Source organism: Pseudomonas sp. S37 (assembly GCF_016658545.1).
GTDB lineage: Bacteria > Pseudomonadota > Gammaproteobacteria > Pseudomonadales > Pseudomonadaceae > Aquipseudomonas.
In genome coordinates this window covers 62,041-87,665 of the sequence record NZ_JACVZC010000004.1, presented here as the reverse complement: position 1 = coordinate 87,665, position 25,625 = coordinate 62,041, and the positions used below count along the sequence as shown (strand labels likewise).

The following is a 25,625-nucleotide window of genomic DNA, read 5'->3' as shown; positions in this document are numbered from 1 at the left end:
GTGATAGTGGGTATTTGGCGGTCAAGTAGCAAGCGTTATCCACTGCCACGAATTTGTACTGACCTGTTCCTTGCGATTGGATCGTGGTCTCAGACACCATCAACGAGAGAGATTATCGTAATTACCCAACGTCCCTAGCTCACCGGCGATGATCTCGTGTAGCCGAGTCAGGGGCCAGGGCTTAGGCAAGAAAACCGCGCCGTCGGGTAAGGCTCCACCGGCTAATTCGTAGTAGCCACTCATGACGATGATGCGCGTCTGAGGTTTCTGCTGATGAGCTATCCAGGCCAGATCCACGCCGTTTAGCAAACCTGGCGTTTGAACGTCGCTGAGCAGCAGCTCCCAATCTTTTGAAGCCAGTTCTTCACGCCCCTCATCGGCGGTAATTACCGCTTTAACGTAAGCTCCCCAATCTTCGAGATAGTAGGTCAAGAGTTCACGAATCATGGGTTCGTCCTCTACGATGAGGACACGGGGTGGAGGGGTTGTCGTAACGTTATCCAGCTCTTTCATGTCGGTACCCGAAATTCGCCTGCCTGAAAGAAACGACATCCAGGTCTTCTTGCTGATCGGCAGCAAGACATGGCAGCGCGCCATCAGTCTGACATCGTGTTCTCTCCAAAAATTCACTCAGCCTACTTATGCCGTCTCACTCATCCTTGACAGCAACCGTACCGAGCGATGATGAGTAAGTCATTCCAAGCCACTTGCGCTATTGTCTGAGGCACTAGCGAATCATTCGGGCAGTCGGAAAGGTATCCGTCCTGAACGTACATTGGGTTGGCGTATTGATGGTGCAAGAGGTTGAAGATGGCTATGGTTTACACAGCTGCCCATTCGGCTCTCGCGCTGAACTGAAGCCCTTTCTACCCCCTCGAATTTGGACACGGTCTCAGAGGGGATTCGGGATATGGACGACACGGCCCTGGCATTCATGATCTTCGCGACGGAACACCCGGACGCGCTTGCCCAAGTCCAAGGCTTGAGTGAAGCGGAAGCGCTGGAGGCTGGCGAGCCGCTGTCGGCCCTGCGTGACACCATGGTAATCCAGACCCTCACGGCGGAAGCCAACAAGCGAGGCGTTTCCCTCGATGGGCTGGTTAAAGCGCTTATCGGGGAGAGCGACGTCGAAGAAGACCCGAGCGTCCCAGGCCTGGAAAAGTACAACCGGATGCGGGATTTCAACGCCTCACCGGAACCATCGGGTGCGGGGAAATCCACTAAACATTTGAAGCGCGCAGCTGCTCATGCCTTGCAGTTTTGCGTTCAAAAGCACGATGCCACTCGACTGCACTACGACTTCCGCCTGGAGCTCGACGGCACGCTCAAGAGCTGGGCGATTCCCAAGGGCCCATGCCTGGATCCGAAGGTGAAGCGGCTCTCGGTGCATGTTGAAGATCACCCGCTTGATTACGCCTCCTTCGAAGGCACGATTCCGGAAGGGCACTATGGTGCCGGGGATGTCATCGTCTGGGATCGTGGAGTATGGTTTCCTCAAGGCGACCCGGCTGAGGCCTACAAGAAAGGCCGTATGAAGTTCGAACTGCAGGGCGAAAAACTCTCGGGCCTATGGAACCTTGTCCGGACGAACATCGAGGGCAAGCAGGAGCAGTGGTTTCTGATCAAGCATCAGGACGAGGCCGCTAAGCCGCTTGCTGATTTCGACGTGGTGGTCGAGATGCCCAACAGTGTCCTGAGCGACCGTACCATCATCCCCAAGAATCGCGGTCGGGCCAAGGCAGCGTCATCCAGGCCGAATCCTCCCACCACCGTCACCGCGCCGAGCACAGAAGGCGCTGTGGCTGCAGAACTGCCAGAGAAGCTCTCTCCGCAGCTAGCGACCCTGGTGGACTCCAGCCCTCGAAGCGAGGAGTGGCGCTACGAAATCAAGTTCGATGGCTATCGCATGCTGTGCCGCGTCGATGGGGATGACGTCCGGCTGTTCACTCGCAATGGTCACGATTGGACAGCGAAGTTGCCCAAGCAGGCCGCTGCAATCGCCTCGCTCGGACTTGAGTCCGCCTGGCTTGACGGCGAGATCGTTATACCGGATGAAAACGGCGTGCCGAATTTCCAACTGCTACAGAACGCATTCGACGCCGGCAAGAGCCAAGGAATCGTTTACTACCTGTTCGACCTGCCATACCTTAATGGTGCGGATCTTCGGCAGGTGCCTGTAGCGAGTCGTCGTGGTTTGTTGAAGCAGATTTTCGATGACTCGACCGACCCGCTGCTGAGGTTCTCCGAAGACTTCACCGAAGACGTCGACGCATTGATGAACAGTGCCTGCCAGATGCGCATGGAAGGGCTGATTGGCAAGCGCTTGGGTAGTCCTTATGTATCGCGGCGCAGTGACAGCTGGATCAAACTCAAGTGCAAACATCGCCAGGAGTTCGTCATTGTCGGCTATACCGACCCGAAGGGTGCGAGGAGCGGCTTTGGGGCACTCGCCCTTGCCCTCAATGATGAAGACAGTGGAAAGCTGCGATACGCCGGCAAGGTCGGTACTGGGTTCACCGAGTCGACTCTCGCCACCATCCTGGAAACGCTACTGCCGCTGGAGCAGAAACAGGCGCCGGTGATGAACCCACCGAAAGGTGTCGACGGCAAAGGCATTCACTGGCTGCAGCCGACGCTGCTGGCCGAGGTCACCTTCGCTGAGATCACCTCGGACGGTGTGGTCAGGCACGCGGTGTTCCAAGGTATCCGGACGGACAAACCTGTCCAGGATATTACGGAGGAGAAGCCGGCGCTTGCGCCGAAGGAGCGAAGGTCAGCCAGGGCGAGATCGGAGGATAAGGGCTCCGCGACCAAGGTGCGGATCACCCACCCTGAGCGTGTGATAGATCCCAGCAGCGGCCTCACCAAACTAGACCTGGCCGAATACTACGCTCTGGTCTCACCCTGGCTTCTTCCTCACCTGAAAGGCCGGCCCATTGCTCTGGTCAGGGCGCCCGAGGGGATCACCGGTGAGCTGTTTTTCCAGAAGAACGCTGACCGCCTCGCCATCCCGAACATCACCATGGTGCCGAAGGCCGAAGCTGGTAAAGCGGGTATGGTCATCAACAGTGTCGAGGCCCTGGTCGGTGCCGTGCAGATGAGCACCATCGAACTGCACTCCTGGAACGGCACGACCCACCACATCGAGCAGCCCGACCGCTTCGTGTTGGATCTCGACCCCGATCCCGCGCTGCCTTGGAAGGCCATGGTCGAAGCCACGCAGCTGACCTTGGTAGTGCTCGATGAGTTGGGTCTGCAGTCGTTTCTCAAAACCAGTGGCGGCAAGGGCATTCACATCATGGTGCCGCTCACGCCTAAAGCTTCGTGGGAAGAAGTGAAGGACTTCAGCCAGGCCATCGTGAAGTACATCGCCAAGCTGATCCCGGATCGGTTCTCAGCCGTGTTAGGCCCGAAGAATCGTATCGGCAAGATCTTCATCGACTACTTGCGCAATGGCAAAGGTGCGACCACCGCCAACGTCTTTTCGGCGCGGGCAAGGGAGGGGCTACCGGTATCGGTGCCGATCTTCAGGGAGGAGATCGTCGAGCTGCAGTCGGCGGCCAAGTGGAACATCAAGAATGTCCATCAGCGCCTGGATGAATTGGGCAATGACGACCCGTGGACAGAAATGTATGGTTTGAAGCAGTACATCACCGCTGAGATGAAAAAGCGGATCGGTATGAAATAAGACGCAGGGTGGATGACGTTGTCTCGCTAGACACAATCACTACTCGCGGCGTTTAGGCCGGGGTTCCCTCAGCGTGCGACATCCTTACCATCTCACCTAGGTTTGACCAAGTCATCGATAGCGTTACTCAGCATTTCAAGTGTGCATGGCTTGGCGATGAACCGGGCATTCGCAGGCAGTAGTCCCGGCTTAGGCACCATATGGCCCGAAACAATGATGACAGGCAGCTGAGGCGGGGTTGACCAGATGATCCTGGCCAATTCCATCCCATCGACCTGACCTGGCATGCGGACATCGGTGATGACGAGGTCGAACGGCACAGAGTCAGCCAACTGCAGCAGCGCCTGATCGGCATTCGAGCACTGGATGACATCGTGACCAAGATGGCTCACGGCCTCGGTCATCAGCCAGCGAAGGATTTCATCATCTTCTACGACCAGTACCCTAAATTGCATGGTTCAGCACTCATTGTTATCTCACCATTAGTACCCGCTTATAACGCGCCGTTTCAAAACCCTGACCGGTGGTGCTTGGTCGTTGCTTTGACCGACCTTGTCGATACGCTAGTCTGTGGTAGACCTCAGGGCCGCGCGAAAGGCCAAGGATTACTATGAGACTCTACGAATTCATTGACACCAGCCTGGAGGAGATTCTCCAGGCTTGGGAAGACTTTGCCCGTTCCGTTGAAACGGATTTACCGGAGCAAGATGCAGCTGGACTGCGAAATCACTCGGAGAAAATCTTGCGCACCGTGTCTGCGGACATGCGCACGTCACAGAGTGATTTCCAGCAGTCTGAGAAGGCTCAGGGTAGAGGGCCTACCCAATCCAGCGATACAGCTGCTGAAACTCACGCGATCACTCGCCTGATCGCGGGCTTTACCATGGATCAAATGGTTTCCGAATATCGAGCACTGCGCTCCAGCGTGTTGACGCTCTGGCTGGCTCAGGAAGCGTTTGACGAGACCTACCATGTCCAAGACATGATTCGATTCAATGAAGCCATAGACCAGGCCCTTGTCGAGTCAATTGCAGCCTACGGCAAGGCTGTCGAGTCGACGCGAAAGATGGTGCTGGGTGTGCTGGGACACGACCTGCGCTCGCCGCTGGGCGCCGTGTTGATGGCTGGCGCTTTGATCCTTCGTCAACCTGGTCTGGATGAGAAGGGCAGAGTCCTGGCGACTCAAGTCTGCAACAGTGCCCGGCGTGCCAATAACATGGTGAATGATTTGCTGGATCTGGCGCGCTGCAACCTGGGTACAGGTATTCCGGTTCACCTGGAGCAGGTCGAGCTCAATGCCGTGTGCCGCTCGGTTGTTGCTGAAATGAGCACCGCCTTCCCCAAGGCGCACATCAACCTCATAGAGTCTGCGCATATTGCCGGTCAATATGACGCGGCTCGTATCGCCCAGGTGTTTTCCAACCTGGTGGGCAATGCACTTCGCCATGGTGATCCAACATCCCCCGTAACGATCACCTTAAAAGATGGCGTGGATGGCCCTCGCGTCAGTGTACACAACTCGGGGCAGCCGATTCCCCCGGAAGCCATGCCTAATTTGTTCAGGCCTGAAGGCCGATACTCGAGCTACGCCCATGAGGAAAAAGGTGCGTCAGCTGGTCTAGGCCTGGGCCTGTTTATCGCCTCTGAGATTGTGACCAGTCACGGTGGGAGGATCGAAGTGGAGTCCACGGCCCAAGGCGGAACAACGTTTGATGTCGTATTGCGTGTCGTTGATGGTCAATGAGCTGCGGCTGCTAGCTATGAGGACGCATGTCCGCACAAGGCCTGAAAAAAAGCAGTGAGTTAAAGCAGGCCAGCAAGAATCAGCAGCTCAATGTTGGTGGGCTTAACGTTCGCAGTCGCGAGCTCATCTACCTTGAACCAGCGGCATTCCACGATCTCGTCCGAGGGCCGGGGTTGCAACGAATCCGAGACGGACATTTGGTAGAGATAGTGTTCCTCGGTCTCGAACACATGGTGCGCAAGAAACCGGGCGTCGGTAAGCGGTAGCGTGGTTTCCTCGCTCAGCTCCCTCTGCGCGGCTTCTAGATGATTTTCGCCGGGATCAATCTTACCTCCTGGCAACGACCACTCTGGTGCCTCCTTGCGCACCAGAAGGATTTTGCCTTCCTGCATGCAGATCACTGTCGAATGCCGTTCTCGCATGTCGTTCATCATTTGCTCTCCTTTAGAAATGGAGAACAACGGATAGGGTGGAGGTTCAGTCAGAGGCGCCAATGGTAGGGAGCGGAAAATATCCGCAAAGCTGCACAGCCTGTCACACCAGAAATCCATAATCCGCTGGCCGGTCATTACTTCGCCGCTTCGCTGGGCTATGGTGATTGAACCTAAAAAATAAGACTAAAGTCGTAGGAGCTCGGAATGCGGATTCGTGGTGATATTTTCTGGAACTGGGCAGACCCGACGCTTCATCATAGGACTCACGACGAGACCTTGGACAACGGCACGACGATGGATGTCCAGGTGCGGCTGTCGCGAACAGGCAACACTCAGATGTTCATCGGCGTCTACGCCGGCACTGGGATGGTGCTCCACGAGGAAGCCTTCGATACCCGCCCGGGAGAGTCGATGACTCGAGCCCTGGCATGGGGCGTGGGGCGAGCACGATGCTTTGCAACCAATCGTCAGCCTGCTGAACGGCAGTTAGCGTAAGGCTAAAGTTACGAAGATGGTGGCGGCGACCTAATGGCCGCCACCCAAGTGATTCCAGTCGCTGTACGCCGACTTCAAAAATTGGGGAAGGCGAGGAAGCTCACGCCTGATTTCGCTCAACGCTTCAGGGCTTCGAATCCACTCTGTTAGCCAAGCGATCAGTAGCGGTCGAGTAGTGGGGCAGGGCGCTACTTGCTGTTCAAGCTCGTCGGCTACCTGGGCCAGAAGCTCTAAGTGCGCATCAAGCTCTGCAATCTGATTTGCCATGGACATCCACCTCTTTCACGTTCTGGCGGGAGCTTGCTCCACTGCACTCTATCCCAATCTCAGCCAAGGCTCGTCCTCTGCCAGCGCCCCACACCATCGCCCGCGTGACCGTCTCGCCAGGCCGCTTAGCGTAAGCCTCTTCAATCCGGGCCAAGCCAGAGCGCTCATAGATCCCAATGAATAACTGAGTGTCGCCGGTGCGGGAAAGCCTCACTTGGACATCCAGTCGTGCTCCGTCCACGAGCATTTCTTCATGGGAATGGTGCTGCAGGCTCGGATCGGCCCAAGCCCAAAATACTGCTCCACGATGTCGCATCCTTGCCTCCTGATTACATCTCCATCAGGACAGCCTAGCCCGTTTCGTCTGTATCAGTGCTTTCAATCATCTTGGGGCATTTCAAAGCCGTAAGAGCTGTGAGTTGCCTTGATGCTTTCACATAGTCGGACTAATACTAAAGGACTGCTACGAAGAGGGATGGTCATGCAGACACGCTTTGTTGTAATCCCCGCCATGCCACAAGAGAAAGAGCAATTTCCTCGGCGTATTGGCGTCTCGACTGCCCTAGGTGCAGGGTACGATCTCTATGATACTGATGGCAAAACACGGCTAGCTTTGAACTATCCCACGCGGGCTGAGGCCGAGTACAACTGTGCGAGTCGGAATAGCCAGGAAGGGGCGGTCGGGAGCTGTCTGGTAGGGCACGGATGAGACCTGTGCGTTCACGTTCTTCGTGACAAATGAAGGCCTGCGGCATGGCATGCCAATAGGAGTTTCGATCATACCTAGGGTTAGCACGAGTCTCCGGTATGACAGGTAAAAAGTAAGTCACATTTGGTCAGTGCACGCTCTCGTTTCACGTTCCCTGGCGCAACTCAGCGATATCGCGCTTTGGCGGCGAGCCGAACTGCCGGCCATATTCCCGACTGAACTGGGAGGGGCTTTCGTAACCGACCTTGAAGGCTGCGGTTGCGGCATCTAGATTCTCGTTAAGCATTAATCGTTTCGCCTCGTTCAACCTCAACCACTTCTGATACTGCAGCGGGCTCATGGCGGTGAGTTGGCGGAAATACTGATGGAAGGTCGAGAGCCCCATCTGCACCTGGGACGCCAGTTCCTCCACCCGTAGCGGGGTGGCGTAATTGAGCTTCATCCAGTCGATAGCCTTCGCGATTCTGTGGCCCTTGCTACCAACCGAGGCGATGTTCCTGAGCAGCCGAGCCTGGTCGCTCAACAAGAGCCGGTAGTGAATTTCCCGCTGAAGCAATGGCCACAGCACCGCAATCGCCTCGGGCTCCTCGAGGAGCTCAATCAGCCGAGCGAAGCTTTCAAGCAGCTTCGGACTGGCTAATCCCACACCTGCGCTACTGGGGACAAGATCCCCATTCACGGGGAGCCGACCGTCTTGCGCGATCAACTCAGCCAGCGTGCGCAGGTCAAGCTTGAATACCAGGCCCAGGCAAGGTTCGGTCTCGCTGGCCTGCGTCACCGCAGAATGTGCAGGTATGTTCAACGAGGTGATCAGAAATCGAGTTGTGTCGTAGGGGTAGGCATCCCCACCGATGATCATTTCCTTGGCGCCCTGGACGACCAATACGATGCTCGGCTCGACGATACACGTGACCGGTGGGGCCGGTACGTTACGTCGGTAGACGCTGACGTCCGGAATACGTGTCGGGAAATCGCCAGCGCTAGGCGCATGGGTGCCGATGACTCTGCACAGGGTTGCTAATGAGCTCGAGGTTGAGTCTGGATGTGCGGTGGCGGGCATGGTTGGGATTCCGATCATCGTATGAGACGACACTACCCGTGCCTCCCATTATCTGTCCACGCCCGCTCAGGGTGCTCTGGAGGTTTAGGCAAGAAAACTACCTGTTTGCTCTACTGATGCGCCGCTGTTCGCTAGGAAGATGGGTGCCAAGTGAGGTGGCTCGGATACTGAGCCATGCCCCTCGCAATACATCCATTTCGAGCAAACAGGAGATGTACATGAAAACTTGGTTTTTAGCGTTTGCCTTGATGGCCAGTTCACTTACTGCAGGAGCAGCGGACATGTCTCATGGCGCCAACAATTTCTTCAAGAGCGAACAGGTTTCACTCGAGCGGGTTTCCTTCAAAAACCAATTCCAGATGACTACCGTCGGAAACCTGTTTGTACCCAAAAACCTCAACAGGAACAGTCAATATCCGTCCATCATCGTTGGTCATCCAATGGGCGCGGTGAAAGAGCAGAGCTCGAATCTCTACGCGCAGAAATTAGCCGAGCAAGGCTTCGTGACCCTGGCCATCGACTTGTCGTTCTGGGGGGAGAGTGAGGGCCGTCCGCGCAACCTGGTGTCCCCGGACATCTATGCCGAAGACTTCAGTGCAGCTGTCGACTACCTCGGTTCTCAAAGCTTCGTGGATCGTAATCGGATCGGCGTCCTGGGGATCTGCGGCAGTGGCAGTTTTGCTATCAGCGCTGCCAAGATCGACCCACGCATGAAAGCCATTGCCACGGTCAGCATGTACGACATGGGCGCCGCCAACCGAAATGGACTCAAGCATGGTGTATCGGTAGAGCAGCGCAAACAAGCCATCGCCGAAGCGGTCGCTCAACGTGATACCGAGTTTGCCGGTGGTGAGACCAAATACACCAGCGGTACGGTGGAGAAACTGACCGCAAATTCCAATGCCATTGAACGTGAGTTTTACGACTTCTACCGCACTCCTCGGGGGGAGTTCACTCCGAAGGGCTTGTCTGCAGAGCTGACAACGCATCCCACGCTGACCAGCAATGTCAGGTTCATGAACTTCTATCCATTCAATGACATCGAGACCATCTCGCCACGCCCGATGCTGTTCATCGCAGGCGAGAACGCTCACTCCCGTGAGTTCAGCGATGAGGCATATCGCCTTGCCGGCGAACCTAAAGAGTTGGTGATCGTACCAGGCGCAGGCCATGTCGATCTTTACGACCGCGTTGAGCTGATCCCCTTCAGCAAGCTGGCAGCTTTCTTCCGCGAAAACCTCAAGTAACGCCCGCTGACTTCCCAAGCCCAACGACAGTTGGGCTTGGGAATCTGCGTCTTTAAAATTGATACCCCCGAGAACTGCTATGAACAGCTCAGCGATCCCACTTCAACATTCAAGTCGCCAGATATGGAGCGCTGTGCTGGCAATGTCACTCTGCGCATTTGCTCTGGTGGCTTCTGAATTTTTACCTGTGAGCCTGCTTACTCCAATCGCATACGATCTTTCGCTGACTGAGGGACAAGCTGGACAGGCCATCTCGATCTCGGGCTTCTTCGCCGTAATCACCAGTCTCCTGCTCTCAGCCATGACCAAGGGGATCGACCGCAAGCCGGTTCTATTGGCTACCACAGCGTTAATGCTGGTTTCCGGGGTAATGGTAGCGATGGCGCCCAACTATCTGACATTAATGGTGGGGCGAGCGGTGCTGGGCATTGCAGTTGGTGGGTACTGGTCGATGTCCACAGCAGTTATGATGCGCATCGCCCCTGAAGCGCTTGTTCCGAAAGCCATTGCTTTGATGCAGGGCGGGACTGCGTTAGCCACAGCAATTGCTGCCCCGGTCGGAAGTTACTTGGGCGGTATGATTGGCTGGAGAGGGGCATTCATCTGCGTTGTGCCTTTGGCTGCATTGGCGTTGATCTGGCAGGCCCTCACACTCCCGGCGATGCCAGCCCAGAGAAGTAAGGTGTCGGCCATGGTATCACTTCGCTTGTTGAGTGACCGTAGGATCGCCTTGGGCATGGCTGCTGTCGCATTCCTATTTATGGGACAGTTCTCCTTATTTACCTACCTGCGGCCTTTCCTAGAAATGGTCACGCATGTAGATGTGCCCACCCTCTCGCTCCTGCTACTCATTATCGGTGCAGCAGGTTTGGTAGGTACGATGCTAATCGGCCCGCTCGTTACCCGGTGTCTAAACAGAGTGCTGCTGGCAATACCGTTAATCATGGCGGTCATCGCATTTTCCATAGTGCCGGTTGGTGGTTGGGTTGCTCCTGTCGCCGTGTTGCTCGGCTTCTGGGGATTGGTAGCGACTTGTGCTCCAGTGGGGTGGTTCACCTGGCTGGCCAAGGCCCTGCCGGAAAATGCGGAGGCCGGAGGTGGGTTGATGGTCGCGGTAATACAGCTGGCCATAACCGCTGGTGCTACTGCGGGGGGAATGCTTTACGACGGTGTGGGTTACCAAGCCACGTTCATTGCTAGTGGCGTTTTCTTGCTCGCTGCAACTGTACTTACCCTTATCACGAGTCGCACGTAGCCCAGTCAACTGCGACTCTATCGCTTGATAAATGGCAGCTGTGCCTATCAGGTTGAACGAGTGGACACCAAGGTGAGTCTTCAGGGAATAAGTCTCCACTCGCCACAGCGAGACGGAATGATCCTAATGACGAGCTGAGTGTGTGCATGCGGGAGAAAAAAGAGCGAAAAGCCAAGATCAAGGCCAGGGCAACGATAATCTGTCTTCGAAGCGGCAGGATTCTTCTAGTACGAAAAAAATGCGGGAAGTGGAATTTTCCTGGCGGTGCCATCGAGCCAGGTGAGTCGCCTGCCGCAGCGGCTGCACGGGAGCTTCAAGAGGAGACGTCCATCGAAGGCCACGGCTTGTTTCCCCTATGCACTGTTCAGGTCGGTCTAACTGTCCACCACGTGTTCACCACGCATTTCGATGATGAAGAGAGGCCTGTCGCTTGCAATGAGATCGTGGCCTGCAAATGGGTGCTCAGGGACAAGCTCACTCCCGCGATGCTGAATGCGACAGCCGCTGGGCTTTTATCAAGTCGGTTGCCAGCCTTGACCACGTAGAGCTCATCAAGACAACTTGCCGAGGTGATGACTACCCGTCTCTCGGCTACGGTATAACGAGAGACCTAGGTTCCTGTCGGTGGCCCAGCAACCTGCTTCAGCCCTCGCTAGCTCCAGGGATCTGGGAGCAGAATGTTCTCTCTTCCCCCATGGATTTCCATGCTCAATACAGCTCCGAGAGTGTTCGCCACGGTCTCCCAGTGCGCAGCTTTAGCCTTGTACTCCTCAACGTTTCTCCATCCGCCTCGCTCTGCGGTCAGTGCAGCAATAGCGCAGTTAGATGATTGTTCACAAGCAGCCCCATACGCGGCTAGCAAATGGCGGTTCTGGGGAGTGTCCGGCCACTGTTGATCCTGCTCGAAGTCCAATCTACTGATTGCATGAGTGCATCCTGCCAGGGATAAGGTTGACATCTGATTACTCCTTCCAAGATGGAGTCTGCTTTGGGGCGGCTCTCGATCCCCCCTTCCTACAGCCAAGTACACGACTCAAGGATTTCTAGCACCGCCTGTCGCTGCAGTAACCGCTAGGGAGCTACTGCGCCAGGTGGTGGATCTCTTGATGCAGCATCATCCACTTGCGGATCAGGCTGGCGTTGATTCCATGCCTGCTGGTGACGCTGGACACGGTTAAGCGTTCATATCGCGGGTCGACGATAAGTTAAGGCGTAGTACGCTCACTAAGTGAGCAAAGAATGCAAGCGGAGCGCGCCGGCCAGGATGGGCCAAAGGCGTGAGGATGGACGCCCGGTAGGGCCGTACCTAGGCGCAGCCTGGGTGCGGTTTACGACAGCCGTGCCCCGCAGGGGGCCACGCTCGAGGTGCCGGCCATCTAATCTGCCCTGTGGTGGATTGACCAAGTGATGCCAAAACGCTTAACTGTACACATATACAGTATAGGCGTTTTCGTCATGTTCACCATCCTCGGCCCCCTCGAACCCAGCGGCACAAAGCTCCCACTATTTTCCTTTCACGTCCCTGCAGGCTTTCCCTCGCCGGCAGCCGATCACCTTGAGAAGCGTATCTCGCTTGATGAGCTGCTCGACGTCCGGGCTCCGCACATCTACCTGGTGCGTGTGGAAGGGGACAGCATGATCGGCGCCGGCATCTACCCCGGCGACTTGGTGATAGTTGACCGCTCCATCGAAGCTGAGCCTGGCCACATCGTCATCGCTGCCGTGAACTGCGAGCCGTTGTGCAAACGACTTGCCCGGGACGGCAGTCAAGTGGTGCTCAAATCGGAGAACCCGCGCTACCCGTCTAGGTACCTTCTCGAAGGGGAGGAGCTCCAGGTATGGGGTGTCGTGACCTACAGCGTGCGAAGCCATGACAAAGCCTGAGCGAGTCTTCGCCCTCATTGACTGCAACTCCTTCTACGCGAGTTGTGAGCGGGTGTTCCGCCTCGACCTTCGCACGAAGCCTGTGGTCGTGCTTAGTAACAACGATGGTTGCGTGATCGCACGCTCGGCGGATGCCAAGCCGTTCGTGAAGATGGGCGAACCTTACTTCCAGATCAAAGACAAGCTCCGAAAGCATGGCATCGTGGCGTGCTCGTCGAATTACCAGCTCTACGGTGACATGAGCGAGAGGGTCATGTCGGTGATCGAGTCCATGGTACCGGCAGCAGAGGTGTACAGCATCGACGAAGCCTTTGCTGAGCTCACCGGTATGCCTGGCGACTTGGAGCGGCTTGGGCGACAGATCCGGGCAGAGGTGTACCGCCGCACAGGCATCCCAGTCGGCGTCGGCATTGCTACGACAAAGACGCTGGCCAAGCTCGCCAATCATGCCGCGAAAAAATGGCAGAACCATACCGGTGGAGTAGTGGATCTACGAGACCAAACGAAGCGCGACTGGGTACTCAAGAAATGCGACGCAGGAGACGTCTGGGGCATTGGCCGTCGTCTGTCCGCCCACCTGGCGGCTATGGGCATCCGTACCGCTTGGGAGCTTGCGCATGCCGATGCCTGGTCGCTCAGAAAACAGTTCAGCGTGGTGCTGGAAAAGACAGTCCGCGAGCTTGGCGGTACCACCTGCCTCGACCTCGATGAGCCCGACCCGCCGAAACAGGAGATCTGCTCAAGCCGGATGTTCGGTACCCGGCTGACCGAGCTGGCTCCGATAAAAGAGGCCGTGGCCACTTACACCTCGCGAGCCGCTGAAAAGCTCCGCGCTCAGCAGTCGCTTTGCAAGCGCCTACGGGTGAGCATCCGCACGGGTATGTTCAATCCGGATGAGGCCAAGTATGCCAACGGCATTCTAGTCGAGTTGCCATATCCCACGGATGACACGCGTTTGCTGACAAAGGCAGCCCAAGAGGGCGTGGAGAGGGTGTTCCGTGAGGGCTTCCGGTACAGCAAAGCAGAGGTGCTGCTGCTCGACCTGAGCCAGCCGAACGAAATCACGGGTGATCTGTTCGCGGCGGCTCAGCCAGTGGCGAGTGAAAAGCTGATGGGAGTGCTCGATGCCGTGAATGGTAGATGGGGTAGGGGCACCATGCGGCTGGCCAGCGTGCCTGTGGATCCGAGCTGGGGTATGCGTCGGGAAATGATGAGCCAGAGTTTCACAACGCGGGTCGATGAGCTCTGGACGGTCTACTGCAAATAGAGCGGTAGTTAATGTGCAAGGCCAGGGCACCTGTATACCCTGGCCGTTAGCTACCTCAACGCTTACCTTCCAGGTAATCTTGGAAATTAACCGGAAATTCACCTTCATCCCTAAATGGGTTGGAGTAATAGAAACAATAGTCCTCAGCTTTAGAGTCCTTCTCAGGAGGGTTTAAAAATTGGACATCATGTTTCTTGAGAACTTCAAATGTCGTGTCCTCCGGATAAGGGTTGCCGATCATTTCGTGGAAGAACAGCTGGTACAATAAGATCCAGTTCTGATCGAGCTCATAGAGAGTGCTTTTTTCGATTATCGCGTTTGCATATGCGACCGCTGATTCTATTCCAGATTCAAAGGTGCTGAGCAAGGTGATCGCGGCTGCGTCTAAGGTTTGGATTACTAGGGCTACATTTTCTTCAGTTGGCTGGGATTTCAGGTTTTTCAAGTAGTACATTGCCCAGCACATCCCATCAGTACGCCGGTGTGTCGCGTTGATCTCAAGAATTTTATTGAGTTTCAGTACCACGAGATCCTTGTCGTAGTAATCGGAGGTGGCATCAATTTTTTCCAGCATTGGCAGCAGAATTGGATAATGCCAGGCTAGGTTGAGAACATACTGGAATACCGTTCCTGCGGTATCGTTCTGCGCTCGATGGCAGATCAGTCCGACGGCAAGCTTCAAAACGCTTCCATCAGGTTCTGCTTTATTTAGTTGCACGGCGTAGTCTAGGAAATTTATTGCCTCTTGCGTGGAAAGTGTCACGGCTCCATTAGAGTCGGTTCTCCAGGGAGTGACATTGTTTAGCTTAGTGACCCAGGAGTCGATTGAAGGATCTGGAAGCGCGGTGATTTTGGTCTTGTTTAGGTTAAGCGCGAGGCGGTACTTGGCTAGCTCGATGTTAAGGGCTCTAATAAATTCTTGGGCTTCAAGGTGGGTGTCGCAATAAGCTGTGTAGTCATCGATGTATCGCATGAATCGAAACTTTCCCGCCAGCTCTTTATCCACTGCAGCAAGAATTATTTCTACTGCGATGCTTGAGGTGCAGGGGCCAATAGGTAGGCCAGATGTCTCGTTGCGCTTTGCATTCCGTAGCACTGCATCAAGTCCGGAACTCCAATGCCCATTTTTGCGATCACGCAGCCCTTCTTTGGCCTGTTCATAGCCTTGAATAGCCCATTCCAGCGAATGGGTATAAATTGATCCGAAGCAATTTGCCACGTCGGCATGGGCTCTAAAGGCGGCGGCAAAGCTGATTTCTAAGTTATTTTTCGTTTTGGTTTCATGGTCTTCATAATTCATAATGAATAGGCGCCCATCATTATGCTGCTGCGGGGTGATGGCGCTGTTCTTATCTTGCATCAATTCCCAAATTTCTTGCCTGTGCTCTTTTATTTTGGCGTAAATTCTCGAGTATGCTAGCGGGTGGATTAATCCTAGAACTCTTGGGACATTGTTGAATCGCGTTGCTCGATATTCTACTAAGTCAAACCAATAGAGTCTGCGATCCTTGGATAGTTCTGCTCGTGCCAGTTCTTCCGCAATTTCTGGTGTGAAGCGCTTTGTTGAAAAGCAGGGTGGGAGTTCGGTGGATGAGTCTTTTTGGTTGGGGAAGTAGTTCCAGCGGGTAAGAGCCTCAAGGAAATGCCTTTCCTCATCATGAAACATAGCGATGTTTGATGATGGGGCAGTAAATTCTTTCACGGCTATATGCCTCCTGCAGTGTTAGCTCGATACGATGGGCTGGTTGGTCGGAGTTATCGCATAAACTCTATAGAAAAGCACTACTACCATTTGCTCTGCTCCTCAAGGATGTACTCTGGCAAAGATGGCCAGCCACTACATTTGGTACGCTGTGATGTGCCTTATGGCAGGTCACCTGTCGAGCGGTGTTGCGAGAAGAGAAATAAAGACGCCGGGCCCCAGGCAGGCTCACTTTGCTATAGCTTCAAAGTCCTGCTGTGTGAACCATCCCTACCTTGGATGAGGCTCTACACTTGGGTCTGACTGGGTGATTTTGAGCTGCCCTGTGACTGTGCTGCGGGACAAGGAAAGGCAAGGTATGGCAAATTTTAAGTCCACTGAGATGCGGTTCCTCGATTCGGTTTTTGGTATGGGGGGCGGGTATGTTCTCGACTTCTCCGACCGCACCATGGGCGTGTTTTTCCTAGAGGAACTCAACATTGACATCGATCATGAGATGTTCAAGAAGGAAGGCACCTCCAAAGCCAAGCGCTTGCGATACCTCCTACAAAATGTAGATCGGCCCACAGCTTGCCGAGTGCTTGAGGCCCTATGGACGTATCGCCAAACGCTGCGACAGGAAACCAAAGCTGAGGAGACCATCGTCAATGCTGAGGGTCGTTTCCTATCACTTTTGGAGTCGGCTCGCTCGCCTGGCCAGGTGGGTGATGTAATAGTAAATCCGCTTGCCGCTGCCGCCGTGGTTGATCAATGGCCGCTTTACGACACCTTGAGAAAGCGGCTATATGAAATTCGAGACCTAGCTCCCCATGCTCGGGGCTATGCCTTCGAAGGCTTTTTGAAGGACTTGTTCGACAGCTCGCGATTACAAGCGCGAGCACCATTTCGGCTGGTTGGGGAGCAAATTGACGGTAGCTTCCAGCTCGGAAACGAAACCTACTTGGTGGAGGCGAAGTGGGTACGAGATCCCATTGGCGCCAATGAACTACACGGATTTCACGGGAAGGTCGATCAGAAAGCTGCATGGGCCCGTGGCTTGTTCATCAGCTATGGGGGCTTCACCTCGGTCGGGTTGCAAGCATTCGGTCGTGGTCGAAAAGTGATATGCATGTCTGGTGACGATATCTACAAGGCGCTTGGACGGCGCATTCCGATTGCAGATGTGATTGAGCGGAAAGTACGAGCTGCGGCTGAGACCGGAGCGGCATTCGTAACTTTGGACGAGCTTTTCGGTGAATGAAGCCTCTGCCAGGAAAACAAAAAACTCGGCGATGGTTTAGGATGTCAGCCAGTTCCCTACTAGACCTAAAAAGGATTACCTATGTCTCGCTTGGCTGAGTTCCGTCAACTCGAGCAACAACTTGCCGCCCAGCTCGCTGAGCTCGAAGCACTCAAAGGCAGCTCCGAGCTGCAGAAAGAAATTCAATTTGAGACCAAACTGCGTGACTTGCTGGCCGAGTACGGTTACAGCTTGCGCGACATTATCAACATTTTGGATCCTCAAGCCAACCGTCGTGCCGCTGCCCCAGCAGCAGCTGAGAAGGCCCCGCGTCGTGCGCGCCAGGTTAAGCAGTATAAGAATCCCCACAACGGCGAGCTCATCGAAACCAAGGGCGGCAATCACAAGCTGCTCAAGGAATGGAAAGCTGAGTACGGTTCTGACGTGGTGGAAGGCTGGCTTGCCCAGTAACACGTTCTATCGGTAGATTGCTAAAGCCTCCTGATGGGGGCTTTTTCTATGGTGATGGGGCCACGTTTTGGCAGGCGCGGGTGCTGACCCGCTTCGTGGAGCATCAACACCTGCAGCGTATGCCTAGGGCTCTGTTTTGTAGGGATTTTCTGCCGGTTGTCTGAATTAGGGCAGTCACTCTCCTGGAAGGTTGAAACGTCATCATCCCGCGCTATGGTTGATGGACTATAAGACTAAAGTCGTAGGAGAGCGGCATGCGTATACGCGGTGAAGTTTTTTGGGCTTGGGCCGATCCTGTGCTTCATCACCGGAGCCATGACGAGGAGCTGGATGACGGCACCTCGATTGATGTCCAAGTGAGGCTTTCCAGAACTGGCCAGACACAGATGTTCATCGGCGTGTACGCGGGCTGTGGCATGGCCCTTCACGAAGAGGCATTCGACTCTCGACTAGGTGAGTCGATGACTCGGGCCTTGGCTTGGGGAGTGGATCGTGCAAGGCGACTCGCGACTGATCAGCGGCCTACAGTGAAGCAAGTGGCCTAGTCGTCAAAGTCAGCACTCTGGTGGTCGCTGAGCACTTATGCCAGCGATCACGGATTCTTGGCTTCCTGCGATGAAGGTCATTGCGGGCAAAAGAAAGCCCGCTGGGGGCGGGCAAGGGAGCTTCTATCACACGTAGGGATAGCTAACGTTCCCACACCGCATGTGAAAAAGCCGTGAAGACTATTGGACGCGACGGGCTATCACCCACGGTTTGAGTGAACCCAGGCTGTGTAAGCCGAAACTAGGCCCTGCGGAATGCTCGGCAAACCCTGCTCAAGCTCGGCCAATCTTGATGGACTACCTACCCAGTCGGTGACCCAGGTGATCAATCTCAATCGGGATGCGGGGCACGGTGCTACCTGCTGCTCAAGCTCATCCGCGATACGGGCCAAACGCTCGATGCTGTCGTCGAGTTGGGTAATCTGATCCATGATTCCGCTCCTTGGGGGATAGCCCAAACATAACATGTCGAAATCGGGCGCCATCGAAGCGTGACAAATTTTGACCCTACTTTCCCCCCATTGCGGCGTGGCTTTGCCTCAGCGGAACAATCTCTCCATCTGGGCGACGCATCGCCATTCCCAGCTAAAACTCACCTCGTTCCAGCGACCAATCTGTTCTCATCGCAGGAGCATTTCGTCCGTAGTACCTATGCAGCCGGGCAGTTTCCGAATACTGTATGCCCATACAGCTATAGAGAATGCCGCCATGACAGGCACCAATCTGCCCGTAATGTCGATCCAAGAGTGGCGACAGCTGCTCAACGACACCGAGGCCCTGCTCATCGCCCCTAAGAAGCATCACAGGGAGCTTCTGCATCACGCATACGCACTACGTGACATGCATGCCGTCGATTCAGGAACCTTGGCCGACATGTTGGAGCTCGCGGATGAAGCATTGATGTACGCTCACTCCGTCCAAGCTGATCAGCAGTGGTAGGCTAAATACAAGCCTTGCTGGCATGACGTCGTGTGGGGTCGCTGTGGCGAAAGGGGGGAGGGATTGTGAAACTAAATCTGAGCAAGGTACTTATGCCAGACCACCCTCTGTACACGAGGCCGTTGAAGCTCTAAAGGTCTACCATCAGGCCCAGGCTGCGGGGGTAGTTGGAGCGTAGCTGGAGCACCTTCGGTTGATGGCTGAACATCGTTTCCAGGCGGTCACCGACTACCAACTGCACGCCCTTGGCAGGCCTGCTGAGAAAGGTCATTAACAGATGGCCTACATCGTCGCCGTTCGCTGCAAACAGCTACCGGCCAAAAGCGGTCGTAGTATCGACGTCTTTACCGGGTCTAGGTGTGCCCGAGCTAACTGCCCAGAAGCAGACGTTACAGAGCATGCGCTTGCACCTTTAAACTCCATCATGTTCGACCCTACACTGCCTTCCCAGGGACGCGCCGCTGGTGCGAGCTGCGGTAGCTAATAATAGAACCAAGGATGGGGCGCTAACATGCATCTGGCTGAACTGAATATCCGCAACTTTCGCAAGCTGCGTGACGTGCACCTACGTTTTCAGCCCGGCCTGAATGTTCTGGTTGGAGCGAATAACGTAGGCAAGAGTGCTGTAGTCGATGCGCTACGAGCCCTGCTGGCTGGTTATGAAGAGCCATACCCCCGATTCGGAGCTGAAGATCGGCACCGTTCTCCGCAGGGAGAGCAGGCTGGAGACATTGAGTTCCACTACGTCTTCCGAGGGTTGAGGCCCGATGACGAGGCTGATTTTCTGGCAGCGCTCAAGCCTATCGCCGGCGGCCAAGTAGAAGCGCATTTCCATGTGTGCTACTCAGATGCCGACCAAGGAGGGCGCTTACGAGTGCGTCGCTGGTGTGGCGATTACCAAGAGGTGTCCCTGACTGCAGACATGATCGAAAACTTGCGAGGGGTCTATCTGCAGCCGCTTCGTGATGCAGCGCAAGGCCTGCGTCCAGGGAGGAGCAGTCAGCTTTCGCGCCTATTGCACCTACTGACAGATGATGCGGGGCGCCAAGGCATCAACGAAGCATTGCAGCGACTGGATGATGAGCTTCGGGATCATGCACCTATTCGAGGTACACAGACAGCAATTGCTGATCGTCACAATGCGATGCTCGGAGCGCAACTGCGCCAAGCTCTCAACGTTGGACTGAGTGCCTCCGACTTTCAACGGCTGTCTACTAGGTTGACACTTTCTGTGGACGACTTCGAACTCGAGCAGAACGGCCTAGGTTTCAACAACCTGATCTTTATGGCTGTGGTACTCAGTGAGCTTGCCCGAAACTCTGACGCTGCATATCGCGGCCTGATCGTGGAGGAGCCGGAAGCTCACCTCCATCCTCAACTGCAGGCTGTGCTTTTGAGATATCTGGCGAGCTTGCAAGAGGTGGAGGGGGAGCAACCTGTTCAGCTCTTCGTGACGAGCCATTCACCCAACTTTGCCAGTAACGCAAATCTTGATTGCCTCGTGTGCTTGGTGGAGTCGGAGGGACGCGTCGAGACGTTCTTCCCGCGCGAAGTAAGGTTTGGAAACGGCAAGCGGGAGAAGCTAGAGCGCTATCTCGATGTTACCCGCGCGGAACTGTTCTTTGCGCGTCGGGTTATTTTCGTAGAAGGGGCCGCAGAGATGATGCTCGTCGATGCTCTGGCAACCGCAGCAGGTTTCGACTTGCGTGGGCATGGAGTGAGCCTGATCAGCGTCGAGGGGCTCAATTTTGACTCCTTCCTTCCGCTGTTTGGCGAGAACGCTCTGAAAATTCCTGTCGCGTTGATCACAGACGCCGACCCATCAGGAGTCGTGGTTCCCGGTCAACCAGCCCAACCCCTGTATCCAGCTTTAGGCGCCGCAGTTCAGGTTTCCGACAACACCGCGAATATGCTAGAGCTACAGGACAGATATGTCCGTGTTTTTCATGGCGTTAAAACACTGGAATACGACTTAGCTCTACACCCAATCAACCGCACAGCCATGTCGAGTGCTTTAGCTGAGTTTCATCCTCAGATTGCTGAGAGCCTTGAGGTCGTGGTCAATGCAGCCCCAGACGATGCAGCCAAAGCGCGCGCCCTGTTTTGTGGGATGTTTGAGCGCCCATCTACCCAGAAAAATGTACAGAAAGGCCGCTTTGGACAGAGCCTGGCCTATGTAATTGGGGAGGGAGCGGCCTGTGAGGTTCCGCCCTACATACTTGATGCTATCGCACATGTGTGCCAGATGCCGGGCTAGGAGCGTAGGCCGAATGATAGAGCCATCCCCAGAGCAGCAGCTCGTCATTGATGCTCCTTTTTTACCGCTAGCCGTTACGGCATGTGCGGGAAGTGGTAAGACGGCTACTGCGATTCAGCGTCTGGTCGAAATGCGCCGGCGCTTTGCTGGATCGAAGGGACGCATAGCGCTGCTGTCATTCTCTAATGTTGCAGTAGAGACTTTTCGCAAAGGTTACCAGGAGCTTTCTCAAACACTGCCGAGCGGATCCGGTCGAAACAGGGTTGATATAGATACCTTGGATGGCTTCATCACGACCCAGGTCATGAAGGCTCATGCTCATCGAACAATGGGGGCTAACCAGACGGCTTTTCTAGTGACCGGTGGGGAGCCTTTCCTTGCCGGGTTCAATTGCCCAACGCGGGATCACCCGATACCTGTAAGCGAGATCAAGGTTCGATTCGACGCAGGTCAGCCGCACTTCTACTACACAGTCCATGGCAACGAGATGCTGCTCAACCAGGCGGATGCTAGCCGTGTGGTTGCTCGACTGGGACGCTTGGGCGGCTATACGCACGATCTGGGCCGCTATTGGTGCTACCGCGTCCTAAGCGAGCAGCCCGTGGTGCTAAGAGCTTTGGCTCGACGCTACCCTCATATCATCGTCGATGAAGCTCAGGACATTGGAGCCCTGCATCAGGAACTTCTGGAGCTTCTAATCGGTGCAGGTGTGCAAGTGTCGCTTATTGGCGATCCAAGTCAGGCAATCTACGAGTTCGCCGATGCCGACGGTCTCTTCTTGCGGAACTACCATGAGCGGGATGGCGTTGCTCCCTACCGCCTGACCCGAAACTATCGCTCCCTGCCTTCTATTCTGAACATCGCGAATCACCTTTCGGGAAGGGCAGATGATCCTGATCGTGATCACGCCGCCCCACCCCTAGGGGCCTACTTCATTGGCTATAGTGAGCAGGCGCTTCCTTCACTGCTGGATGCTTTCCATGCAGCCCTTGATCGGCAAGCAATCAACCCAGATAGAGCTGCTGTCGTATGTCGCGCGGCTGCAATGGCCTCCAGATTGTCGGGAGAAAAAGATCCTGAAGGCCGGGGAGCAGTAAAGCTGTTTGCTGAAGCTGCATTACTTCGAGATCAGCGCTCCGATTTTCTAGGGGCATTCAGGATGGTCGCGCGTGGCGTTTTCAGCCAGTTGGATAGCCCACCCCCTGGACTGCTCAATAGGTTGAGTGGCGTCGCTCATCACCATGAATTGCGCGAGCTGCGACGTCGACTGTGGTTGTTCACCAGAGATCCTGCTCAAGGTTTACCGGCTTCAAGTTTGCCAGCCTCAGGCGAATGGCTTCCTCTGCTACAAGAACGAGTTGCTCAGCTACTTCGTGAAATCCAGCGTGATTTTGGTCTGGCGTCATTGGATGGGCTGACACGCCGGCTAACACGCGCTTTGCTGCCTGCCGGGCCTCTTAGCCCGGAGCTTGAAGTCGAGGTTGAGCAGGAGCCTAAGGCCCGGGTGAAAACCGTTCACCAGGTTAAAGGCGAAAGTATTGATGCCGTCTTGTATGTGGCCAATCGGGCCAACATCGAAGCCATGCTGAACGGAGTGGATACTGAGGTAGGGCGTATTGGGTATGTAGCTGTAACTCGCGCTCGCAACCTACTTTGGTTGGCAGTACCGACGGCCGCTTTGGCTGTCCTGAGAGCAGGACTAGAGCAGGCCGGATTTCTCGAGATAGACCAGGTTCCAGGGGAATAATGGACGATGGTACATGTGAGCTGGTGTTGGTAATGGAGGAGGGTCGTGACATGCTGGTTAATCGACAAATGCGCAGCCTAGAAAACGTGTGGCACCGAGCGCTGGCTATGCGAACTTGGCTGTCGGGCCCTGTTTTCCGTGACCTTGAAAGATTCGTTATGACCTGGAACGCCGAGATGGAGTACCTGGATACACCCCGTGCCAGCCGGCAGGATGGGTGCTGATAATGAAGAGGACGATTCTAGGAATGGCTGAGGCTGGAGAGCCCTTTTTACAGCAAGCCCTCGGAGCCATCCGTGCTCACCAGAAAGCAGTCGATGAAGGACGCCCTGCGGATGAGGTGGATCGGCTCCGCCTGGAGGCTGACCACCTATACCAAACTGTCATCGACTATCAATTGCACAAGGCTGGCAAACTGGGTCAGACGCAGCACTGATTGGCAAAATGGCAAGCGGAGCGCGCCGGCCCACGATGCGCCAAAGGCGAGAGGATGGAGACCCGATAGGGCCGCACCCTGGCGAAGCCAGGGTACGCTTCACGACAGCTGTCCCTGCAACGGTGAGCCCTAAGCGTTGCGCCTTGGCTCAGCGGCGGAACGCTGTTGCCGCATGCCTATGGTCATCCAGGCCTATCAGCAGGGGAGAGATGAGAGGCGCAAGGTTCAGCATTGAAGCGTCCTCGCCGCTGCATGGTTACTCCAAGATGAGGTGAGCAAATTGCACCAAATCCTGGATGGGCGAAGCACCCGAGCGATCTAAGTAGTGACCTTTAACGCCAACTGCTCGGGCACCGTCTCGATCACATCGGGCTGAGTCGCCTACCATCCACGCCTCAGATGCAGTTGCCACGGCAGATTGCCCCGGCCTGGCGTCAATCATCTCCAATAGGGCCTGGTAGATACGAGGATCGGGTTTAGCAGCACCGATCTCGAAGCTGAATGCATAGGCGTCCATGCTCGGAAACAGCCGCTGCACTGCCGTGCCATACGGCTTGGCGAGGTTGCTGCAGATTCCGAGAGCAACGCCACGCTCGCGGAGCATGGCGACCGCCTCAATTGCATCGGGATATGCCTCGATGGAGTTGAGCTCGGCCTGCAGAGCGGACTCGATCTCGACCCGCCGAGGTTCTGAAAGCCGGATGCCGAGGTGCACGGCGAGCTCATGCAGATCCAGGTTCAGCGTCATGATGACGTGTGCATCACCAGAGTGAGGGCGCCGGCCTTGCTTGATGCCTTCCCGCAGCAGTTGGCCGTAAGGGTTCGTTCTGTGGCCTATCCGCACAACCGTGCCGAACGCATCAAATATGGCTGTTTTGGTCATCATCGCTCCCACCCTGATCGTCACATTTCAATCACTTCGCTTGGTCTTCAAGGTGCCGTCCAGGTAACGCATTGTCATCAATACGGGCCAATGGCCCATTTGCATTTCCACCCTTGAAAGCGGATTAACCCCGCTGGCCACCTTCATAGCTGCGTTCCACTTTACGGACATACGAATCGTGAGAGGACTGACTTTGGCTGGATCAATGCCAGCTTTATCTGCCCAAGCTTCGCACACTTTTCTGAGGGCCAAAGGCGACATGGAAATGTCTGGGCTTCTTTTGGATTGGAACAGAAGGGCGTTCTCTTCCAGGTTCGCGGTAGTGATGAAGCGGCTGATGGGTGTCCAGTATTTGTGAGGCACTGTGACTCGCGCTTTTTTGGGGCCACGAGAAACAAAGAGGGAGCGCTCCTGATCTACAGAAAAGTCGCTGGGCCTCGCCCTTAGATATTCCCCTGTCCGCAGTCCGGCCATCATGCAGCTCATCAGTGCCTGATCACGCAGGCTCTCCGTGGCCGTGATGGCCCTGCTGAGAGCTTCGAGTTCTTCACCGGTTAGCAATTGGGAGGAGAGCTGTTGTGCTGACCTCGCCATTCGATCCCTCAAGACCCGCATATCCGACCCACTGGACGGTTCACCATGACGTGGCGGCTGGAAAACGCTACTCGGTACCTTGAAGGCCGAGAGGGCGCGAAAGCGTAGCGACTTTATCATCTGCGCCATCGCCGCTTGGTCTGAGGAAAACCAGTCGCTGGGTGTCATAGCCGCTTTGATGGAGAGCATCAGGGCCTGCTTCACGGCAGACTGACTTGGGAAGGTACCTGCTGGCATCTGCTCTGTCGCGGAAGCCGCGAGATCCTGGTAGCCGCTGTAGCCAAGTCCTTGGGCAAGAAGCTCCAGGGCTGATGTGTGGGTGAGTGGGTTTGGGCCACGCCACAGCTTTTGCAGGTCTTTGGCGATCTTTTTCAGGCCAGTGTTACGGAGGAGGTCGTTCGGATGTACTGGTACGCGCATTGGCAGTTCTCCAATAACGTCGAGGCGTCGGCTGCCCGCTGACTATTGTCGAAATGCGTGCGTTGAGAAGGGTATAACAACCTGTGGCACTGAGGCCTTCGCGAGCCGACCGCCCGATCCAGATACATCGGTCGCGGGAAACTATCATGTCGGTCTTCGAACTGTCCAGCGAGGGGAGTGGTGACCTTGACGTTCAGGACTGGGCATATACCTTGAATGACATCACCATCGGCCTGCACATGGCCAGCATTCGAGGACAACAGTGTGAACGTGGGTGAGTTGATAGAGGAGCTCCGAAAATACGATCCTGAGCTGCCTGTTCTGATTCCAAGATCCGATTGCTCGGCATTGGAAGACGCTGT

At 55.5% G+C, this 25,625-nt stretch carries 25 protein-coding genes and 1 pseudogene; 17 read left to right on the top strand and 9 right to left on the bottom strand.

What is annotated here, in order from left to right:
* Nucleotides 1–99: 99 nt before the first annotated feature.
* Nucleotides 100–513 carry a response regulator gene (locus tag IAE39_RS02895; RefSeq protein ID WP_201199348.1) on the bottom strand — a complete coding sequence of 138 codons (414 nt, stop codon included), beginning with the start codon at nt 511–513 and terminating at the stop codon, nt 100–102.
* 397 nt (nt 514–910) lie between these two features.
* Here IAE39_RS02895 and ligD point away from each other — a divergent pair, with 397 nt between their 5' ends.
* Nucleotides 911–3,688: a DNA ligase D gene (ligD, locus tag IAE39_RS02890; protein ID WP_236548373.1), complete on the top strand. Its 2,778-nt coding sequence runs from the start codon at nt 911–913 to the stop codon at nt 3,686–3,688.
* Between the two features lie 92 nt (nt 3,689–3,780).
* On the opposite strand, the gene IAE39_RS02885 is transcribed toward ligD, so the two are convergent.
* Nucleotides 3,781–4,143, bottom strand: a complete 363-nt coding sequence (locus IAE39_RS02885) for a response regulator (RefSeq protein WP_201199209.1) — start codon at nt 4,141–4,143, stop codon at nt 3,781–3,783.
* Between the two features lie 155 nt (nt 4,144–4,298).
* Here IAE39_RS02885 and IAE39_RS02880 point away from each other — a divergent pair, with 155 nt between their 5' ends.
* Nucleotides 4,299–5,432 carry a sensor histidine kinase gene (locus IAE39_RS02880; protein WP_201199207.1) on the top strand — a complete coding sequence of 378 codons (1,134 nt, stop codon included), beginning with the start codon at nt 4,299–4,301 and terminating at the stop codon, nt 5,430–5,432.
* Nucleotides 5,433–5,491: 59 nt separating this feature from the next.
* On the opposite strand, the gene IAE39_RS02875 is transcribed toward IAE39_RS02880, so the two are convergent.
* On the bottom strand, nt 5,492–5,863 hold the full coding sequence (locus IAE39_RS02875; RefSeq protein WP_201199345.1) for an NUDIX domain-containing protein: 372 nt from the start codon (nt 5,861–5,863) through the stop codon (nt 5,492–5,494).
* Between the two features lie 207 nt (nt 5,864–6,070).
* Between IAE39_RS02875 and IAE39_RS02870 the strand changes: the two genes are divergently transcribed.
* A complete protein-coding gene (locus tag IAE39_RS02870; protein WP_201199205.1) occupies nt 6,071–6,361 on the top strand; it encodes a hypothetical protein in 291 nt (96 codons plus the stop codon).
* Nucleotides 6,362–6,602: 241 nt separating this feature from the next.
* On the opposite strand, the gene IAE39_RS29605 is transcribed toward IAE39_RS02870, so the two are convergent.
* Complete coding sequence (locus IAE39_RS29605; protein WP_236548372.1) at nt 6,603–6,944, bottom strand: hypothetical protein; 342 nt, start codon at nt 6,942–6,944, stop codon at nt 6,603–6,605.
* A gap of 159 nt (nt 6,945–7,103) precedes the next feature.
* Between IAE39_RS29605 and IAE39_RS29600 the strand changes: the two genes are divergently transcribed.
* Nucleotides 7,104–7,337: a hypothetical protein gene (locus tag IAE39_RS29600; protein WP_236548371.1), complete on the top strand. Its 234-nt coding sequence runs from the start codon at nt 7,104–7,106 to the stop codon at nt 7,335–7,337.
* Between the two features lie 145 nt (nt 7,338–7,482).
* Here IAE39_RS29600 and IAE39_RS02865 read toward each other — a convergent pair whose 3' ends face one another.
* The gene (locus IAE39_RS02865; RefSeq protein ID WP_201199203.1) at nt 7,483–8,397 is read right to left on the bottom strand and encodes an AraC family transcriptional regulator; all 915 of its coding nucleotides are present in this window, start codon (nt 8,395–8,397) and stop codon (nt 7,483–7,485) included.
* Nucleotides 8,398–8,615: 218 nt separating this feature from the next.
* Between IAE39_RS02865 and IAE39_RS02860 the strand changes: the two genes are divergently transcribed.
* From IAE39_RS02860 to IAE39_RS02840, 5 genes are all read left to right on the top strand, one after another.
* Nucleotides 8,616–9,644 (top strand): alpha/beta hydrolase, encoded by a 1,029-nt coding sequence (locus tag IAE39_RS02860; RefSeq protein ID WP_201199201.1) that lies wholly within the window; start codon nt 8,616–8,618, stop codon nt 9,642–9,644.
* A gap of 79 nt (nt 9,645–9,723) precedes the next feature.
* On the top strand, nt 9,724–10,899 hold the full coding sequence (locus IAE39_RS02855) for an MFS transporter (RefSeq protein WP_201199199.1): 1,176 nt from the start codon (nt 9,724–9,726) through the stop codon (nt 10,897–10,899).
* Between the two features lie 146 nt (nt 10,900–11,045).
* A complete protein-coding gene (locus IAE39_RS02850) occupies nt 11,046–11,444 on the top strand; it encodes an NUDIX domain-containing protein (protein ID WP_201199197.1) in 399 nt (132 codons plus the stop codon).
* Nucleotides 11,445–12,354: 910 nt separating this feature from the next.
* On the top strand, nt 12,355–12,783 hold the full coding sequence (locus IAE39_RS02845) for a LexA family protein (protein ID WP_201199189.1): 429 nt from the start codon (nt 12,355–12,357) through the stop codon (nt 12,781–12,783).
* A complete protein-coding gene (locus tag IAE39_RS02840) occupies nt 12,770–14,050 on the top strand; it encodes a Y-family DNA polymerase (RefSeq protein ID WP_201199187.1) in 1,281 nt (426 codons plus the stop codon). Before IAE39_RS02845 ends, IAE39_RS02840 begins: the two co-directional genes overlap by 14 nt.
* 55 nt (nt 14,051–14,105) lie before the next feature.
* Here IAE39_RS02840 and drt4 read toward each other — a convergent pair whose 3' ends face one another.
* The gene (drt4, locus tag IAE39_RS02835; protein WP_328825455.1) at nt 14,106–15,752 is read right to left on the bottom strand and encodes an antiviral reverse transcriptase Drt4; all 1,647 of its coding nucleotides are present in this window, start codon (nt 15,750–15,752) and stop codon (nt 14,106–14,108) included.
* Between the two features lie 358 nt (nt 15,753–16,110).
* Between drt4 and IAE39_RS02830 the strand changes: the two genes are divergently transcribed.
* The 3 genes from IAE39_RS02830 (at nt 16,111) to IAE39_RS29595 (ending at nt 17,987) form a co-directional block, all read left to right on the top strand.
* Nucleotides 16,111–16,992 (top strand): restriction endonuclease, encoded by an 882-nt coding sequence (locus IAE39_RS02830; RefSeq protein ID WP_201199185.1) that lies wholly within the window; start codon nt 16,111–16,113, stop codon nt 16,990–16,992.
* 81 nt (nt 16,993–17,073) lie between these two features.
* Nucleotides 17,074–17,442, top strand: a complete 369-nt coding sequence (locus IAE39_RS02825) for a histone-like nucleoid-structuring protein, MvaT/MvaU family (protein ID WP_201199183.1) — start codon at nt 17,074–17,076, stop codon at nt 17,440–17,442.
* Between the two features lie 254 nt (nt 17,443–17,696).
* Complete coding sequence (locus tag IAE39_RS29595; protein ID WP_236548370.1) at nt 17,697–17,987, top strand: hypothetical protein; 291 nt, start codon at nt 17,697–17,699, stop codon at nt 17,985–17,987.
* Between the two features lie 200 nt (nt 17,988–18,187).
* Here the strand turns inward: IAE39_RS29595 and IAE39_RS02820 are convergent, their stop codons facing one another.
* Nucleotides 18,188–18,418, bottom strand: coding sequence for a hypothetical protein (locus IAE39_RS02820; RefSeq protein WP_110676602.1), 231 nt, complete (start codon nt 18,416–18,418; stop codon nt 18,188–18,190).
* 277 nt (nt 18,419–18,695) lie between these two features.
* Between IAE39_RS02820 and IAE39_RS02815 the strand changes: the two genes are divergently transcribed.
* The 4 genes and pseudogenes from IAE39_RS02815 (at nt 18,696) to IAE39_RS02800 (ending at nt 22,930) form a co-directional block, all read left to right on the top strand.
* Complete coding sequence (locus IAE39_RS02815; RefSeq protein WP_201199181.1) at nt 18,696–18,926, top strand: hypothetical protein; 231 nt, start codon at nt 18,696–18,698, stop codon at nt 18,924–18,926.
* Nucleotides 18,927–18,991: 65 nt separating this feature from the next.
* Nucleotides 18,992–19,200 (top strand): annotated as a pseudogene (locus IAE39_RS29590) (hypothetical protein).
* Nucleotides 19,201–19,437: 237 nt separating this feature from the next.
* Nucleotides 19,438–21,183 carry an ATP-dependent nuclease gene (locus IAE39_RS02805; protein WP_201199177.1) on the top strand — a complete coding sequence of 582 codons (1,746 nt, stop codon included), beginning with the start codon at nt 19,438–19,440 and terminating at the stop codon, nt 21,181–21,183.
* A 13-nt stretch (nt 21,184–21,196) separates the two neighbouring features.
* Entirely contained in the window at nt 21,197–22,930 is a 1,734-nt protein-coding gene (locus IAE39_RS02800) for an ATP-dependent helicase (RefSeq protein WP_201199175.1), read from the top strand.
* Between the two features lie 692 nt (nt 22,931–23,622).
* Here IAE39_RS02800 and IAE39_RS02795 read toward each other — a convergent pair.
* Entirely contained in the window at nt 23,623–24,252 is a 630-nt protein-coding gene (locus IAE39_RS02795) for an HAD family hydrolase (protein ID WP_236548368.1), read from the bottom strand.
* A gap of 24 nt (nt 24,253–24,276) precedes the next feature.
* Nucleotides 24,277–25,263 (bottom strand): tyrosine-type recombinase/integrase, encoded by a 987-nt coding sequence (locus tag IAE39_RS02790; RefSeq protein WP_201199173.1) that lies wholly within the window; start codon nt 25,261–25,263, stop codon nt 24,277–24,279.
* A gap of 146 nt (nt 25,264–25,409) precedes the next feature.
* Between IAE39_RS02790 and IAE39_RS29890 the strand changes: the two genes are divergently transcribed.
* On the top strand, nt 25,410–25,541 hold the full coding sequence (locus IAE39_RS29890) for a hypothetical protein (RefSeq protein ID WP_268934101.1): 132 nt from the start codon (nt 25,410–25,412) through the stop codon (nt 25,539–25,541).
* Nucleotides 25,542–25,625: the final 84 nt, after the last annotated feature.

Coding starts and splice junctions, on each gene's coding strand:
- IAE39_RS29890 (WP_268934101.1), top strand. CDS start 25,410: ATGTCGGTCTTCGAACTGTCCAGCGAGGGGAGTGGTGACCTTGACGTT.
- IAE39_RS29600 (WP_236548371.1), top strand. CDS start 7,104: ATGGTCATGCAGACACGCTTTGTTGTAATCCCCGCCATGCCACAAGAG.
- IAE39_RS02870 (WP_201199205.1), top strand. CDS start 6,071: ATGCGGATTCGTGGTGATATTTTCTGGAACTGGGCAGACCCGACGCTT.
- IAE39_RS02855 (WP_201199199.1), top strand. CDS start 9,724: ATGAACAGCTCAGCGATCCCACTTCAACATTCAAGTCGCCAGATATGG.
- ligD (WP_236548373.1), top strand. CDS start 911: ATGGACGACACGGCCCTGGCATTCATGATCTTCGCGACGGAACACCCG.
- IAE39_RS29605 (WP_236548372.1), bottom strand. CDS start 6,944: ATGCGACATCGTGGAGCAGTATTTTGGGCTTGGGCCGATCCGAGCCTG.
- IAE39_RS02895 (WP_201199348.1), bottom strand. CDS start 513: ATGAAAGAGCTGGATAACGTTACGACAACCCCTCCACCCCGTGTCCTC.
- IAE39_RS02790 (WP_201199173.1), bottom strand. CDS start 25,263: ATGCGCGTACCAGTACATCCGAACGACCTCCTCCGTAACACTGGCCTG.
- IAE39_RS02845 (WP_201199189.1), top strand. CDS start 12,355: ATGTTCACCATCCTCGGCCCCCTCGAACCCAGCGGCACAAAGCTCCCA.
- IAE39_RS02850 (WP_201199197.1), top strand. CDS start 11,046: ATGCGGGAGAAAAAAGAGCGAAAAGCCAAGATCAAGGCCAGGGCAACG.
- IAE39_RS29595 (WP_236548370.1), top strand. CDS start 17,697: ATGCGTATACGCGGTGAAGTTTTTTGGGCTTGGGCCGATCCTGTGCTT.
- IAE39_RS02830 (WP_201199185.1), top strand. CDS start 16,111: ATGGCAAATTTTAAGTCCACTGAGATGCGGTTCCTCGATTCGGTTTTT.
- IAE39_RS02800 (WP_201199175.1), top strand. CDS start 21,197: ATGATAGAGCCATCCCCAGAGCAGCAGCTCGTCATTGATGCTCCTTTT.
- IAE39_RS02820 (WP_110676602.1), bottom strand. CDS start 18,418: ATGGATCAGATTACCCAACTCGACGACAGCATCGAGCGTTTGGCCCGT.
- IAE39_RS02865 (WP_201199203.1), bottom strand. CDS start 8,397: ATGCCCGCCACCGCACATCCAGACTCAACCTCGAGCTCATTAGCAACC.
- IAE39_RS02860 (WP_201199201.1), top strand. CDS start 8,616: ATGAAAACTTGGTTTTTAGCGTTTGCCTTGATGGCCAGTTCACTTACT.
- IAE39_RS02840 (WP_201199187.1), top strand. CDS start 12,770: ATGACAAAGCCTGAGCGAGTCTTCGCCCTCATTGACTGCAACTCCTTC.
- IAE39_RS02825 (WP_201199183.1), top strand. CDS start 17,074: ATGTCTCGCTTGGCTGAGTTCCGTCAACTCGAGCAACAACTTGCCGCC.
- IAE39_RS02880 (WP_201199207.1), top strand. CDS start 4,299: ATGAGACTCTACGAATTCATTGACACCAGCCTGGAGGAGATTCTCCAG.
- IAE39_RS02795 (WP_236548368.1), bottom strand. CDS start 24,252: ATGATGACCAAAACAGCCATATTTGATGCGTTCGGCACGGTTGTGCGG.
- IAE39_RS02805 (WP_201199177.1), top strand. CDS start 19,438: ATGCATCTGGCTGAACTGAATATCCGCAACTTTCGCAAGCTGCGTGAC.
- IAE39_RS02875 (WP_201199345.1), bottom strand. CDS start 5,863: ATGAACGACATGCGAGAACGGCATTCGACAGTGATCTGCATGCAGGAA.
- IAE39_RS02815 (WP_201199181.1), top strand. CDS start 18,696: ATGACAGGCACCAATCTGCCCGTAATGTCGATCCAAGAGTGGCGACAG.
- IAE39_RS02885 (WP_201199209.1), bottom strand. CDS start 4,143: ATGCAATTTAGGGTACTGGTCGTAGAAGATGATGAAATCCTTCGCTGG.